The organism is Streptomyces sp. NPDC042346 (assembly GCF_055581845.1).
On sequence record NZ_JBVJEH010000009.1, the window covers coordinates 324,128 to 337,600 of the forward strand.

13 protein-coding genes are annotated in these 13,473 nt (G+C 74.1%); 8 read left to right on the plus strand and 5 right to left on the minus strand.

Annotated elements, in window-relative coordinates; genetic code table 11:
• The first annotated feature begins 41 nt into the window (after nucleotides 1-41).
• Complete coding sequence (locus ACZ6K0_RS31335; RefSeq protein ID WP_469228112.1) at nucleotides 42-539, plus strand: cupin domain-containing protein; 498 nt, start codon at nucleotides 42-44, stop codon at nucleotides 537-539.
• A gap of 72 nt (nucleotides 540-611) precedes the next feature.
• Here the strand turns inward: ACZ6K0_RS31335 and ACZ6K0_RS31340 are convergent, their stop codons facing one another.
• Complete coding sequence (locus tag ACZ6K0_RS31340) at nucleotides 612-1,382, minus strand: IclR family transcriptional regulator (RefSeq protein ID WP_024761148.1); 771 nt, start codon at nucleotides 1,380-1,382, stop codon at nucleotides 612-614.
• Nucleotides 1,383-1,570: 188 nt separating this feature from the next.
• Between ACZ6K0_RS31340 and ACZ6K0_RS31345 the strand changes: the two genes are divergently transcribed.
• Complete coding sequence (locus ACZ6K0_RS31345) at nucleotides 1,571-3,073, plus strand: aldehyde dehydrogenase (NADP(+)) (protein ID WP_469228111.1); 1,503 nt, start codon at nucleotides 1,571-1,573, stop codon at nucleotides 3,071-3,073.
• Between the two features lie 31 nt (nucleotides 3,074-3,104).
• On the opposite strand, the gene ACZ6K0_RS31350 is transcribed toward ACZ6K0_RS31345, so the two are convergent.
• Nucleotides 3,105-4,115 (minus strand): zinc-dependent alcohol dehydrogenase family protein, encoded by a 1,011-nt coding sequence (locus ACZ6K0_RS31350; RefSeq protein ID WP_376394845.1) that lies wholly within the window; start codon nucleotides 4,113-4,115, stop codon nucleotides 3,105-3,107.
• Between the two features lie 114 nt (nucleotides 4,116-4,229).
• Here ACZ6K0_RS31350 and ACZ6K0_RS31355 point away from each other — a divergent pair, with 114 nt between their 5' ends.
• Entirely contained in the window at nucleotides 4,230-5,141 is a 912-nt protein-coding gene (locus ACZ6K0_RS31355) for an AraC family transcriptional regulator (protein ID WP_376394842.1), read from the plus strand.
• Nucleotides 5,142-5,219: 78 nt separating this feature from the next.
• Here ACZ6K0_RS31355 and ACZ6K0_RS31360 read toward each other — a convergent pair whose 3' ends face one another.
• Nucleotides 5,220-6,602, minus strand: coding sequence for an MFS transporter (locus ACZ6K0_RS31360; RefSeq protein WP_469228107.1), 1,383 nt, complete (start codon nucleotides 6,600-6,602; stop codon nucleotides 5,220-5,222).
• 196 nt (nucleotides 6,603-6,798) lie between these two features.
• Between ACZ6K0_RS31360 and ACZ6K0_RS31365 the strand changes: the two genes are divergently transcribed.
• The 4 genes from ACZ6K0_RS31365 (at nucleotide 6,799) to ACZ6K0_RS31380 (ending at nucleotide 10,347) form a co-directional block, all read left to right on the plus strand.
• On the plus strand, nucleotides 6,799-7,752 hold the full coding sequence (locus ACZ6K0_RS31365) for a GlxA family transcriptional regulator (protein ID WP_376396098.1): 954 nt from the start codon (nucleotides 6,799-6,801) through the stop codon (nucleotides 7,750-7,752).
• Nucleotides 7,753-7,758: 6 nt separating this feature from the next.
• Nucleotides 7,759-8,289, plus strand: coding sequence for a GNAT family N-acetyltransferase (locus ACZ6K0_RS31370; protein ID WP_376394836.1), 531 nt, complete (start codon nucleotides 7,759-7,761; stop codon nucleotides 8,287-8,289).
• A 66-nt stretch (nucleotides 8,290-8,355) separates the two neighbouring features.
• Nucleotides 8,356-9,066, plus strand: coding sequence for a DsbA family oxidoreductase (locus ACZ6K0_RS31375; RefSeq protein ID WP_469228105.1), 711 nt, complete (start codon nucleotides 8,356-8,358; stop codon nucleotides 9,064-9,066).
• Nucleotides 9,067-9,288: 222 nt separating this feature from the next.
• Entirely contained in the window at nucleotides 9,289-10,347 is a 1,059-nt protein-coding gene (locus ACZ6K0_RS31380) for an aminotransferase class V-fold PLP-dependent enzyme (RefSeq protein ID WP_469228103.1), read from the plus strand.
• A gap of 70 nt (nucleotides 10,348-10,417) precedes the next feature.
• Here the strand turns inward: ACZ6K0_RS31380 and ACZ6K0_RS31385 are convergent, their stop codons facing one another.
• Nucleotides 10,418-10,963 carry a MarR family winged helix-turn-helix transcriptional regulator gene (locus tag ACZ6K0_RS31385; RefSeq protein WP_376394829.1) on the minus strand — a complete coding sequence of 182 codons (546 nt, stop codon included), beginning with the start codon at nucleotides 10,961-10,963 and terminating at the stop codon, nucleotides 10,418-10,420.
• 114 nt (nucleotides 10,964-11,077) lie between these two features.
• Between ACZ6K0_RS31385 and ACZ6K0_RS31390 the strand changes: the two genes are divergently transcribed.
• Nucleotides 11,078-12,148 (plus strand): alkene reductase, encoded by a 1,071-nt coding sequence (locus tag ACZ6K0_RS31390; protein ID WP_376394826.1) that lies wholly within the window; start codon nucleotides 11,078-11,080, stop codon nucleotides 12,146-12,148.
• A gap of 75 nt (nucleotides 12,149-12,223) precedes the next feature.
• Here the strand turns inward: ACZ6K0_RS31390 and ACZ6K0_RS31395 are convergent, their stop codons facing one another.
• Complete coding sequence (locus tag ACZ6K0_RS31395) at nucleotides 12,224-13,324, minus strand: pyridoxal-phosphate-dependent aminotransferase family protein (protein WP_376396095.1); 1,101 nt, start codon at nucleotides 13,322-13,324, stop codon at nucleotides 12,224-12,226.
• Nucleotides 13,325-13,473: the final 149 nt, after the last annotated feature.

Below are 13,473 nucleotides of genomic sequence, written 5' to 3' on the forward strand. Positions count from 1 at the left end.
GACCCATTCCTTCGGGTCAATGACTCACTAAAGTAGTGATCATGAACGAGAACGCGACCTTCGCCCCGCTCCTGACCCGCGCCGCCACCGCCGAGACCACCGCCGATCCGAGCAGCGTGATGACGCTCCTCGCCGACTCCGACACCACCGGCGGGCAGCTCACGAGCTACCGCTCCTCGTTCGCGAAGGGCGCGGTCGGCGCCCCGGCGCACTTCCACACCAAGGCCTCGGAGATGTTCTTCGTCCTCGGCGGCTCGCTCCAGGTCCTCGTCGACGAGCAGCTGACCGTCCTGGAGCAGGGCGACTTCCTCCTGGTCCCGCCGCACACCCCGCACGCCTTCGCGGCGGCGCCCGGCGCCGAGGCCGACGTCCTCTTCGCCTTCACCCCCGGGATGGCCCGCTTCGACTACCTGCGCCTCCTCGGCCGGGTCATGCGCGGCGAGGCGAGCTTCGAGGAGATCAAGGCCTCCTCGGAGCAGTACGACAACCACTACGTGGACAGCCCGGTGTGGCAGAAGGCCCTCGCGGACCGCGCCTGAGCGAGTGACCGCCTGGCCGCGTCACCGCCTGGCCGCGTCACCGCGTGGCCGCGTGACCGCGAGGCAGGGTGCTCAGAGGCGGCGGGTCGCCAGCGTCAGCCGGTCCCGCGCGTCGAACAGCGCGTCCTTGATCATCTGCTCGTGGGCCGGGGTGAGCCGCGCCACCGGCACCGAGCAGCTGATCGCGTCCCGCGCCGGGGTCCGGTAGGGGATCGCGATCCCGAAGCAGCGCAGCCCCAGCGTGTTCTCCTCGCGGTCCACCGAGAAACCCTGCTCGCGGATGACGTGCAGCTCCTCGATGAGCTTCTCGCGGTCGGTGATCGTGTGCTCGGTCAGCGCCGGCAGGGTCTCCGGCAGCAGCTTGCGCACCTGCTCGTCGGTGTGGGTGGCGAGCAGCGCCTTGCCGAGCGAGGTCGAGTGCGCGGGCAGCCGGCGCCCGACCCGGGTGAACGGCCGCAGATAGTGCTGGGACTGGCGGGTCGCCAGATAGACCACGTTGGTGCCGTCGAGCCGCGCGAGGTGGATGGTCTCGGTGGTGTCGTCGGAGAGCCGGTCGAGCGTCGGCCGGGCGGCGGCCACGACCTCGTCGCCGTCGATGTACGAGGTGCCGACGAGCAGCGCCCGCACCCCGATGCCGTACCGCGTGCCGGTGGCGTCCGTCTCCACCCAGCCCAGCTCGACCAGCGTGCGCAGCAGCATGTACAGGCTGGACTTGGGGTAGCCGACGGCCTCCTGGACGGCGGCGAGCGAGTGCATGCCGGGCCGGCCGGCGAAGTACTCCAGCAGCTCCACGGTCCGCACCGCGGACTTCACCTGCGCCCCACCCGCGTCGGCAGTCGCCATGACCCTCGCCCCTTTTCCGTTGTCCGGTCGCCCCGGCGGTCGCCCCGGTCCGCCCCGGCCGCCCTGGCCGCGCGGACCCCTCGTGCCGGGCGGGCCCCTTGTGGAGACGGCCGGGCCGTCAATAGAGTCCCTCGCAGACGCGTTCATCTACGGGAACGGCGTTCAGAATAGCGAACAGGGGCGTGGCGGTGGCGGCAGAACCAGTGTGGAGTGTGGACCCCCGGACGGGGAAGTCGCGCGAGCAGGTTGCGGTGGAGGCCACAGCGGAGGAGGTCGACCGGGCCGTCCGGGCCGCGCACGGCGCCCGCGCCGCGCTCGCCGACCGCACGGTGCGGGCCGCCTTCCTCCGTACCGCCGCCGACCTCCTCGACGAGGCGCGCGAGCACGTCATCGAGGCCGCCGACGCCGAGACCGCCCTCGGGCCCGTCCGCCTCACCGGCGAACTCGCCCGGACCACCGCGCAGTTGCGGGCCTTCGCCGAGGTCGTCACGGAGGGCTCCTTCCTCGACATCCGGATCGACCTCCCCGACCCGGACGCCACCCCGCCCCGGTCCGACATGCGCCGCTGGAAGATCCCGCTCGGCGTCGTCGCCGTCTACGCCGCCAGCAACTTCCCGCTCGCCTTCTCCGTCCCCGGCGGCGACACCGCGAGCGCCCTCGCGGCCGGCTGCCCCGTGGTGGTCAAGGCCCACCCCGACCACCCGGCCACCTCCGAGCTCTGCGCCGCGCTGCTGCGCCGCGCCGCCGCCAAGGAAGGCCTGCCCGAGGACGTCGTCGTCCTCGTCCACGGCTTCGACGCCGGCGTGGAGCTCGTCCGCCACCCGCTCGTCGCGGCGGCGGGCTTCACCGGTTCGGTACGCGGCGGACGGGCGCTCTTCGACGCCGCGGCCGCCCGGCCCGTACCGATCCCCTTCCACGGCGAACTCGGCTCCCTCAACCCCGTCGTGCTCACCACCGCCGCCGTCGAGGAGCGGGCCGAGGCGATCGGGGCGGGCCTGGCCGGCTCCATGACCCTGGGCGCCGGCCAGTTCTGCACCAAGCCCGGATTCGTCCTGGCCCCCCGGGGCGAGGCGGGCGACCGCTTCCTCGCCGCGCTCACCGCCGGGGTCAGCGAGACCGAACCGGCCGTGATGCTCGACCACCGCATGCGGGACGCCTTCGTCAGCGGCGTCGCCGAGCGCGGCGCGCTCGACGGGGTCCTGACCCCCGTCACCCCCGGCGCGGGCGGCGAGCACACGGTCAGCGCCGGCGTCCTCGCCGTCGACGCCGACCGGCTCACCGCGGCCACGGACCACCACCTCCTCCTGGAGGAGTGCTTCGGCCCGGTCACCGTCGTCGTCCGCTACGCCTCCCGCGAGGAGATCACCGCCGTCCTCGGCCTCCTGCCCGGCAACCTCACCGCCACCCTGCACATCGCCGAGCAGGACGACGACGGCGACGCGGCCCCGCTCCTCGCCGAACTCACCCCGCTGGCGGGCCGCGTCCTCGTCAACGGCTGGCCCACCGGGGTCGCCGTCGCCGCCGCCCAGCACCACGGCGGCCCCTACCCGGCGACCACCTCCACCAGCACCTCGGTCGGCGCGACCGCGATCGAGCGCTGGCTCCGCCCGGTCACGTACCAGTCGACCCCCGACCACCTGCTCCCGCCCGAGCTCCGCGACGGCAACCCGCTGGACCTGCCGAGGCGTTGACCCGTAGGGCCTGTCCGGCGGGTGTCCTGCCTCAGTGCCGCACACGCACCACGATCTTCCCGGTGTGCGTGTTGGACTCCATCAGCCGATGGGCGTCGGTGATCCGCTCCAGACCCTCGAAGGTCTCGGCGATCACCGGCGCCAGGGAGCCGTCCCGCAGCCCCGAGCCGATGAACCCGGCCGCGCGGCGGCGCCCCTCCTCGGTCCTGGCGAGCGCCCCGTTGGCGTATCCGTGCGTGGTCAGCGGCCAGTTCATCGACAGCTCGACCGGTCGCGGGTCCAGCCAGCCGTACAGCACGGCGGTGCCGCCGGGCCGCAGCGCGTCCCCGAGCCGGGCGAAACCGGGCCCGCCGATCGCGTCGAACGCCAGGTCCGCGCCCGCCCCGCCGGTGATCCGCCGCACCTCCTCCACCACGTCCTCGGTGTCCGTCACGATCACGTGCGCGGCCCCGAGCTCCAGGAGCCGCTTCCGCTTCTCCTCGCCGCGCGTGGTGGCGATCGGCACCGCGCCGATCCGCAGCGCCGTCTGGATCGCGGCCGTCCCCACCCCGCTCGACGCGCCCGTGATCACCACGTGGTCGCCGGGGCGCAGCCCGCCGGTCAGCACCATCCCGCCGTACGCGGTGAAGTACGTCAGCCAGACCGCCGCCGCCGTCACCGCGTCCACCCCCTCGGGCCGGGCCACCACGTACTCCTCCGGCAGCACCACCCGCTCCGCGTACACGCCGTACGTCCCGAAGTCGAAGTTGGCCGCCGCCATCACCGGGTCGCCGGGGGCGTACGCGGTGACCCCCGCGCCGACCGCCTCCACCACACCGGCCGCCTCGTAGCCGAGCCGCGAACCCGGCAGCGTCGCCGGGTAGTAGTAGGTGCCCTCGCGGAACAGCGCCTCGGCGCGGTTGAGTCCGATCGCCTCGACCCGTACGAGCACCTCACCGGGCCCGGGGGCGGGCAGCGCCACCTCCTCCACCGTCAGCACCTCGGGGCCACCGGTCTCGTGGAAGAGGACCGCCTTGGTCGTCCTGCCTGTTGTCGTCGTCATGCCTCGACCGTAGGAGGGCGCGGCAAGACGATCCATATCCTCATGACTCCCGTCCATGTCCGATCGTCTCGCCGCCCTCGACGAGGAGTGAGGCGTGAGGAGTACGGTGCCGGGATGGACGTACTGAGCGATGCCATCGCCGCCATGCGCACCGGCCGGCCCCACTCCTCCCGCACGGTCCGCTTCGCGCCCTGGGGATTCCGCTTCTCCCCGAGCAGGGGCGCCGGATTCCACGTCGTCCTCCAGGGGACCGCCTGGCTCCTGCCCCCGGACGACGCCCCCGTCAGACTCGGCCCCGGCGACGTCGTCCTCCTCGCCCACGGCACCGGCCACGGCCTCGCCGACCGGCCGGACACCCCGCTCGTCGACGCCCTGCCCGCACCCGACGGCTCCTGGCCCACCGCGCCCGACCGGGGCCCGATCGGCGCCGAGGAGACCCTGCTCCTCTGCGGCGCCTACCAGCTCAGCCGGACCCGCGCCCACCCGCTCCTCACCGAGCTCCCCCCGTACGTCCACCTCCCCGCCCGGATCGGCGCCCACGGCCGGCTGCGCGCCGCCGTCGACCTGCTCGGTGCCGAACTCGCCGAACCCCAGCCGGGATCCGACGCGATCGTGCCCGCCCTGCTCGACACCCTGCTCCTCTACCTGCTGCGCACGTGGTGGCTCGGTGTCGGCGCCGATCGCTCCACGGGCTGGTCGGCCGCCCTGAGCGACCCGGTCGTCGCCGGAGCCCTCCGGGCCCTCCACGACGACCCGGCCAGGGCCTGGACGGTCGAGGAGCTCGGCGCTCTCGGCGGCCTCTCCCGGGCGGCCTTCGCCCGCCGCTTCACCGCCCTCGTCGGCCGTTCCCCCCTCGCGTACCTCACCTGGTGGCGCATGACGGCGGCCGGCCGCCTCCTGCGCTCGGACGACCTCCCCCTCCGCGCCGTCGCCGAACGCTCGGGCTACTCCTCGGAGTTCGCCTTCGCCAAGGCCTTCAAGCGGGAGTACGGCGTGGCGCCGGGTCAGTACCGCAAGGGCGCCTGAACCCGCATCCGCTGGGCCCGTTGGATCTACCGCACGTGCTGGATCCGCTGGATCCGCTGCACCCCCCGCCGCACCCGCTCAGCGGGTCCGGCGGCCCGGCAGGCACAGCGAGGCCAGGGCCGTCAGGGTCAGCAGGCCCGCGCTGATCAGCAGGCTCGCCCGCAGGGCCGTCGCCATGTCGGTCATGTCGCGGGCCGCCAGCGAGCCGAAGACCGCGATCGCGAGCGCGCCCGCCGTCTGCCGGATCGCGTTGAGCAGCCCCGCCGCCGTGCCCGCGCGCTCCGCCGGGACCGCCTCCATCATCGAGGCGATCAGCGGCGGCAGCGAGAAGCCCGCGCCCAGCGCCATCGGCACGAGCAGCAGGGCCTGGGCCGCGCGGGAGGAGTCCGCGTCCACGGTGAGCAGGCCGAGCAGCCCGGCCACCGCGACCACCTGGCCCACCACGATCGGCAGCCTCGCCCCGTGCCGCGCCGCGACCTTCGCCGACAGGAGGTTCACCCCCGCGAGCAGCCCCGTCATGGGCAGGAACATCAGCCCCGCGCCCAGCGCCGAGAGCCCGAGCACCTGCTGGAAGAAGAGGCTGAAGACGAACACCGTCCCGTAGAAGGCCACGCTGTTCGCCGCCCCCGCCGTCACGGCCACCGCCACCGTCCTGTTCCGGAACAGCCCCAGCGGCACCATCGGATGGCGCCGCCGCGCCTCGATCAGCAGGAAGGCGGGCAGGGCGACGGCCGCCACCGCCAGCGCCCAACGGCCTTCCGCACCCCCCTCGATGGCCGCGAAGGTCAGCGCGCCGACCGCCGTCATCGCCGTCAGCTGCCCCGGCACGTCGAGCGGCGCGGGCCGCCGCTCGGAGCGCGCCACCCGGGTCAGCAGGACGAGCGCGAGGAGCCCGAGCGGCAGGTTCACGAAGAAGATCCCGCGCCAGCTCCAGGCCGTCGTCAGCGCCCCGCCGACGACCGGGCCGAGCGCCACCGCGACCGTCCCGCCGGCCGCCCACAGCGACACCGCCCGGGCTCGCCGCCCCGGATCGCCGTACGCCTCGCGCACCAGGGCGAGCGAGGCCGGCAGCATCACGGCCGCCGCAGCGCCCTGCACCGCCCGGGCGGCGAGCAGGGAGGGGAGCCCGGGGGCGAGACCGCAGGCGGCCGAGGCGAGGGTGAAGACGACGACTCCGATCCCGTACGCCCTGCCCGCCCCGACCCGGTCGGCGAGCGCCCCGCTGGACAGCAGGAGCGCGGCGAACACCAGCGTGTACGCGTCGACCACCCACTGGAGACCGGTCATGCCCGTGCCCAGGTCGGCGCCGATCGCCGGGAGGGCGACGTTGACCACCGAGGTGTCGAGGGTGATGAGGGCGAAACCGAGTGTCGCGGCGGCAAGGGCCGGAGCCGGGGAGGGTGTTCTGCCGGGAGTGCGGGGGCGGACGGTGGGGGCTTCGGTGAGGTCGGTCGATGACATGTCCCCACCTTCGTGACCGGCGCGGACGTAGAGTAGTGGCCCGAATGCCATATGCCCGGAGGTTCTGGCCATGCCGGCCCCGTCCCCTGCCTCGCGCTCCCATGCTTCCCATGCCCCCCGTGCCTCGCATGACTCCCGTGCCTCCCGCACTCCGCGCGTCCAGCGCGTCGCCGTGATCGCCGCCCCGCCCGTCTCGATGTTCAACCTCGCCATCCCCGAGATGCTGTTCGGCAAGGTCGAGATCGACGGCGGACCCGGGTACGAGACGGTCATCTGCGCCCCCGACCCCGGTCCCGTCGCCACCACCGGCGGCCTCGACCTGCTCGTCCCGCACGGCCTCGACGCCGTGGACACCGCCGACACCCTGGTCCTCGCGGGCAGCGGCTCGTACAAGGACCCCGACCCCCGCATCCTCGACGCGCTGCGCCGCGCCGCCGCCGCGGGCAAGCGGATCGCCTCCATCTGCACCGGCGCGTTCGCGCTCGCCGAGGCCGGGCTGCTCGACGGCCGGGCGGCGACGACGTACTGGGCGTACCGGGAACTGCTCGCCGAGCGGCACCCGGCCGTCGACCTCCAGGACGACGTCCTCTTCGTCCAGGACGGCCCCCTCCTCACCTCCTCCGGATACGCGGCGGGCATCGACCTCTGCCTCCACGTCATCCGCACCGACCACGGCGCCGCCGTCGCCAACACCGTCGCCCGGCTCGCCCTCGTCGCGCCCGTACGGCCCGGCGGCCAGACCCAGTTCACCCAGACCCCGCTGCCGCCCGAGCGCGGGATCTCCTTCGCCGACACGCGCGCGTGGGCCATGGGACGCCTCGACGAACCGCTCACGCTCACCGACCTCGCCCGGCACGCCGGGACCTCCGTCCGCACCCTCTCGCGCCGCTTCCACGCCGAGACGGGGGTCAGCCCGCTCCAATGGCTGCTCCACCAGCGCGTCGAGCGGGCCAAGGAGCTCCTGGAGGCGACCTCCCTCGGCATGGAGCAGGTGGCCCGCGCGAGCGGCCTCGGCACGGGCGACTCGCTCCGGCAGCACCTGCTGCGGCGCACCGGCCTCACCCCGAGCGCGTACCGGAGCTCCTTCAGCCGCCTCACCGCCGTCCAGGGCGAGCCCTCGGGAACCGGATCGCGCGCCGCCGCGTCCTGAACCTTCATGATCCGATACGCGACCGCCACCGATCTCGACGCCGTCACCGCCCTCCACGCCGAGGCCCGGGCCACCTACTACCGCGGCCACCTCCCCGAGTCCGACTACGCGGGCCCCGAGGAGCTGGCCCGCAGCCGGGCCGGGTGGGCGGGCGCGATCGAGCGCGGGGCCGTGCTGTGCGCGGAGCTGGACGGCGAGAGCGATGAGGGCGGCAAGGGCGGCAAGGCGGGCGAGGGCGGCGAGGCGGGCGAGGTCGCCGGGATCGCCGCCTACGGCGAGCGCGACGGCGTCATGTTCCTCTCCCAGCTGCACGTCGCCCCCGCCCACTGGCGCCGGGGCGTCGGCAGCGCCCTCCACGCGGCCTGCGTCGAGGCCTGGCGGGCCGCCGGTGTGACCACGGCCGTCCTGGAGGTCTTCGAGAAGAACGACCGCGCCCAGGGCTTCTACGCGGCCCACGGCTGGACCCCCGACCCGGACTCCCCGCGCTCCGGCGACCACCTCGTGCTCCGCCTCACACTCGCGCCGAAAGCGGAATGAACCGGACCGGTGGGGGCGTTCCCGTCGACGAACACCCCCACCGGCAACCCCTCGGAGAGAAGTCCCATGCGCGTCGAGATCTGGTCCGACATCGCCTGCCCCTGGTGCTACGTCGGCAAGGCCCGCTTCGAGAAGGGCCTCGCGGCCTTCGCCCACCGGGACGACGTCGAGGTCGTGCACCGCTCCTTCGAGCTCGACCCGCACCGCGCCAAGGGCGACACGGGCCCGGTCCTGGAGATGCTGGCGAAGAAGTACGGCCGGACCCTCGACGAGGCCCGCGCCATGGAGGCGCACGTCGCCACGAACGCGCACGCCGAGGGCCTCGGCTACCGCGTCGACGGCCGCGACCACGGCAACACCTTCGACATCCACCGGCTGCTCCACCTCGCCAAGGAGCGCGGCCGGCAGAGCGAGCTGCTCGACCTGGCCTACCGCGCCAACTTCGCCGAGGAGCGCTCCGTCTTCGACACCGAGACCCTGGCGGCGCTCGGCGTGGAGGCCGGTCTCGACGAGGCCGAGGTCCGGGCCGTCCTCGCCGACGAGTCGGCCTACGCCGACGCCGTACGGGAGGACGAGCGCGAGGCCGCCGAACTCGGCGCCAACAGCGTGCCGTTCTTCGTCCTCGACCGCCGCTACGGCGTCTCCGGCGGCCAGCCCGCCGAGGTCTTCACCCAGGCCCTGGAGCAGGCCTGGCAGGGCCGCGCCCTCCAGCCGGTCGGCGGCGACGCCGACGCCGAGGCCTGTGGCCCGGACGGCTGCGAGGTCCCGCAGGCCTGACGGCCGCACGGGGCCGGTCCAGGCCGGCACCGGGCCGGTCCAGGCCGCACCGGTCCAGGCCGCACCGCACCGGGCCGGGCCGGGTCGCATCAGGCCGGATCGCGCCGTACCCGGCCGTACTCAGCCCCACCCGCTCTGACCTGCGCAGATAAGCGCGGCTTGGGGGTTCCCCGCGGTCGAATCGCCATTGACGGGTGATCGCGGGGACTTCAGGGTGGGGACATGGATTCCCTGGACCAGCCGCTCGGCGGCGCCGAGTTCGCGCCCAAGAAGACCTATCTGAACACCTCCGCCTGCGGGTTGCTGCCCCGCCGGACGATCGACGCCGTCACGCTCCTCGCCGAGCAGACCGCCGACGGCCGCTCGGACGGCGCGGGCAGCTTCGCGATCGTCGACGAGGCCCGGGCGGCCTTCGCGCGGCTCGCCCACGTCCCGCACGAGCGCGTCTCCGTCGGCAGCTCCGTCGCCGTGCACTGCGGGATGATCGCCCAGTCGATGCCCGCGGGCTCCGAGATCCTCTTCCCCGAGGGCGAGTTCTCCTCCGTCATCACCCCGTTCACGATCCGCGGCGACCTCAAGACCCGCTTCGTGCCCCTGGAGCAGCTCGCCGAGTCCGTCCGTCCCGAGACCGCGCTCGTCGCCTTCTCGGCCGTGCAGTCGGCGGACGGCCGCACGGTCGACTTCGCGGCGGTACGGGCCGCGGCGGCGGCCCACGGCGCCCGGACGCTCCTGGACGCCACGCAGTCGGCCGGCTGGCTGCCGCTGCACGCGGGGGAGTGGGACTACACGGTCGCCGGCGCCTACAAGTACCTGCTCTGCCCGCGCGGCGCGTCCTTCCTCACCGTCACCGAGGAGGCGCAGGACTCGCTGCTCGCGATCCACGCCAACTGGGTCACGGGCGAGGAGCTGTGGGTGAACAGCTACGGCCCGGTCCGCGAACTGGCCCGCTCCGCGCGCCGCTTCGACGAGCCCGTGGCCTTCTTCTCGTACCACGGGGCGGCCCGCTCGCTCGCGCTGCTCGAAGAGATCGGCATCGACCGCATCGAGGCCCACAACAAGGGGCTCGCGGCCCGCTTCCGCACCGGACTCGTCGAGCTCGGCCACGCGCCGGTCACGGACGACTCGACGGTCGTCGCCATCCCCGGCCTCGGCGACCGGGCGGACGCGCTCCGCGACGCCGACGTGCTGCTCTCCGCCCGCGCGGGCAACCTGCGGGCGTCGTTCCACCTCTACAACACGGCGGCGGACGTCGACCGCGTCCTGGACGTCCTCGCGGGCTGAGCCCGTACGGGGCGGGAGCCCCCGCCGCGCACGGCGAAAGCCCCCGCCCGCAAGGCGTGAGCCCCCGCCCTCAGCAGCCCTTCGGCAGGGGCGGGCAGTCGCCCTCCTCGCCCGCCTCCTCGCGCAGGTTCTCCGCGACCAGCCCGAGCAGGCGGGCCAGCTCGTCCCGGTCGGCCGGGCCGAGCCGGCCGAGCGACAGTTCCTCCAGGCCCTGCCAGGCGCCCTCGACCCCGGCGCGCAGCGCCAGGCCGTCGTCCGTCGCCTCGACGAGGACCGCGCGCCGGTCGGCGGGGTCAGGGCGGCGGCGGACGTGGCCGCACTGCTCCAGGCGCTGGAGCATCTTCGTCACCGTCGAGGGGTCGAGGCCCAGGGACTGGATCAGCTCGGACTGGCGGACCGGCCCGGAGTCCCACAGGCGCATCATCATCAGCTCCTGGCCCGGGTAGAGGCCGAGCTCCCGCAGCCGCCTCCCCATGGCGATCCGGTGCATCCGGGCGACCCGCGCCAGAGCGTGGCTGACGGGTCCGCCGCGGGCGGCGGTCGGCAGCGGTTCGCCGCACACACCGACCGGCGCCGCGGCGCGGGGCTCGGTACAGACGGGGTCGGTTCCGTTCATCGTGGCTCCTCGGGACGGCTCTCCCAGAAGATTACCTTGGTCGGCCAATGAATGCGTTACAGTGGCAACGGCTCAATTAGTTGGCCGACCACATAATGATGTGAGGGAACCGCCATGACCACTGCCTTCGACCCCGTAGACCTCGCCGGCACCCGTCTCGCCAACCGCATCGCCCTGGCCCCCATGACCCGCAGCCGGGCCGAGGCCGACAGTCGCACCCCCACCGCGCTCGTCGCCGAGTACTACGCCCAGCGCGCCTCCGCCGGCCTGATCATCACCGAGGGCGCCCAGCCGACCGCGATCGGTCAGGGCTATCCCAACACCCCCGGCCTGCACAGCGACGAGCAGATCGCGGCCTGGCGCGAGGTCACCGACGGCGTCCACGAGCGCGGCGGCCGGATCTTCGTCCAGCTGATGCACGCCGGGCGGATCAGCCACCCCCAGGTCCTCGGCGGCGGCCTCCACCCCGTCGGCCCCTCCGCGGTCGCCCCCGCGGGACAGCTCTTCGCCGGCTCCGGCCTCATCGACTTCGTCGCCCCGCGCGCACTCGCCGCCGACGAGGTACAGGAGACGATCGCCGGCTTCGCCACCGCCGCCCGCAACGCGATCGAGGCCGGCTTCGACGGCGTCGAGATCCACGGCGCCAACGGCTACCTGATCCAGCAGTTCCTCTCCACCAACTCCAACCTGCGCACCGACGAGTGGGGCGGCCCGGTCGAGAACCGCATCCGCTTCGCCGTCGAGGTCGTCAAGGCCGTCGCCGCCGAGATCGGCCCCGAGCGCACCGGCCTGCGCATCTCCCCGGCCAACACCTACAACGACATCGCCGAGACCGACACCGCCGACATCTACCCGGCCCTCGTCGAGGCCATCGACCCGATCGGCATCGCCTACCTGCACCTCACGGAGCCCACGCCCGAGGTCCGCGAGCTGACCCTCGCCCTGCGCAAGGCCTTCTCCGGCACCTTCATCCTGAACCCGGCCAGGGACCCGGGGCCGACCGGGGCCGACGCCCTGGCCCTGATCGAGGACGGCACCGCCGACCTCGTCGCGTACGGGGCGCTGTTCCTCGCCAACCCCGACCTGCCGGCGCGGCTCAAGGCCGGCGGCCCGTACAACACCCCCGACACCGCCACCTTCTTCGGCGGCGACCACCGCGGCTACACCGACTACCCCGCGCTGTAGGTGTCGTCCCGCCCGTGCCGCACACGACGAAGGGCGGGGTCCGGCCGCCGGACCCCGCCCTCGCTGTCGTCCCTCCTACTTCCAGGCCTCCGTGACCGCGCGCCGCGCGCCCTCCAGATCCACCGTGCGGCCCGTGTCGCCGAGCGCCGCGCCCAGCGCGGCCAGCGAGGACTGCACGACACCCGGAGTCGCGTCCACCCCGTAGTGGTTGACCCGGATCATCTCCCCGGCCAGCGCCCCGCCGCCCGCGATCAGCGGCAGCGACGGATCGGCGGCCAGCGCCTTCGCGACCAGCTCCGAGGCGTCCACTCCCGCCGGCGCGCGCAGCGTCGTCGCGACCGGGGCCGCGTCCCTCGCCTCGTGCACGTACGGCGCCAGACCGCCGCCCAGGGCCAACGCACCCGCCCGGGTCGCCGCCGCCGCCGAGGCGTGGCGGGCCATCAGCGCGTCAAGACCCTCCGCCTCGATCCGCTCCACGCAGGCCTCCAGGGCCAGCATCTCCAGCTGCGCCGGAGCGTGCAGCAGCGCCTTCCGGCCGCCGTCGATCCACCGCTCCTTCCAGTCCAGGAGGGAGAGGTACGAGCGGCGCGGCGCGGCCGGGTTCGCGGCGAACCGCTCCCAGGCCCGCGCGCTCACCGAGACCGCCGACACGCCCGCGGGGCCGCCCATCGCCTTCTGCGCGCCGATGATGCACATGTCCACGCCCCACGCGTCCGGCAGCACCGGCTCCGCGCCGATCGACGCCACCGCGTCCAGGTAGAACAGCGCGCCGTGCGCCCGGACGACCTCGCCGATCTCCGCGACCGGGTTGGTGTTCCCGGTCGCCGCCTCCGCGTGCACGAGCGACACGAAGTCGATCTCCGGGTGCTCGGCGAGCGCCTGCTCCACCTGCGCGGCCGTCACCGCCGTGTGGAAGGGCACCTCCAGGTCGACGACGGTCGCCCCGCAGTCCCGCAGCCAGTTGCCGAAGGTCTGCCCGTACGGACCGGTGACGACGTTCAGCGCGGTCGAACCGGCCCGCGCCCCGCTGCGGATGCACCCCTCCAGGGGAAGCAGCGCCTCGCCCTGGGTGATCACCACGTCCTGCTCCGTGGAGAGCAGCGCGGCCACCCGCCCCTCGATCGACGCGAAATGCGCGGCGGTCAGCGGGGCCAGGTCCAGGAGCGGATGTGTCACGGTCACGGCGGTGCCTTCTTCGACTCGGTTCGGTGCGGGCGTAACTCCCGATCAGACTACCGACGGACGGCCCCGCGCCCCCTTGGCCCACCTGTACAAAAGGGATCTTCGTCCCGGCGAAACCGTCAAGGGACATCAGCTGCCCAACA

Excerpts from the sequence above, each read along its gene's own strand:
- ACZ6K0_RS31335 (WP_469228112.1), top strand. The coding sequence starts at position 42 with ATGAACGAGAACGCGACCTTCGCCCCGCTCCTGACCCGCGCCGCCACC.
- ACZ6K0_RS31340 (WP_024761148.1), bottom strand. The coding sequence starts at position 1,382 with ATGGCGACTGCCGACGCGGGTGGGGCGCAGGTGAAGTCCGCGGTGCGG.
- ACZ6K0_RS31350 (WP_376394845.1), bottom strand. The coding sequence starts at position 4,115 with ATGACGACGACAACAGGCAGGACGACCAAGGCGGTCCTCTTCCACGAG.
- ACZ6K0_RS31355 (WP_376394842.1), top strand. The coding sequence starts at position 4,230 with ATGGACGTACTGAGCGATGCCATCGCCGCCATGCGCACCGGCCGGCCC.
- ACZ6K0_RS31360 (WP_469228107.1), bottom strand. The coding sequence starts at position 6,602 with ATGTCATCGACCGACCTCACCGAAGCCCCCACCGTCCGCCCCCGCACT.
- ACZ6K0_RS31365 (WP_376396098.1), top strand. The coding sequence starts at position 6,799 with ATGTTCAACCTCGCCATCCCCGAGATGCTGTTCGGCAAGGTCGAGATC.
- ACZ6K0_RS31370 (WP_376394836.1), top strand. The coding sequence starts at position 7,759 with ATGATCCGATACGCGACCGCCACCGATCTCGACGCCGTCACCGCCCTC.
- ACZ6K0_RS31375 (WP_469228105.1), top strand. The coding sequence starts at position 8,356 with ATGCGCGTCGAGATCTGGTCCGACATCGCCTGCCCCTGGTGCTACGTC.
- ACZ6K0_RS31380 (WP_469228103.1), top strand. The coding sequence starts at position 9,289 with ATGGATTCCCTGGACCAGCCGCTCGGCGGCGCCGAGTTCGCGCCCAAG.
- ACZ6K0_RS31385 (WP_376394829.1), bottom strand. The coding sequence starts at position 10,963 with ATGAACGGAACCGACCCCGTCTGTACCGAGCCCCGCGCCGCGGCGCCG.
- ACZ6K0_RS31390 (WP_376394826.1), top strand. The coding sequence starts at position 11,078 with ATGACCACTGCCTTCGACCCCGTAGACCTCGCCGGCACCCGTCTCGCC.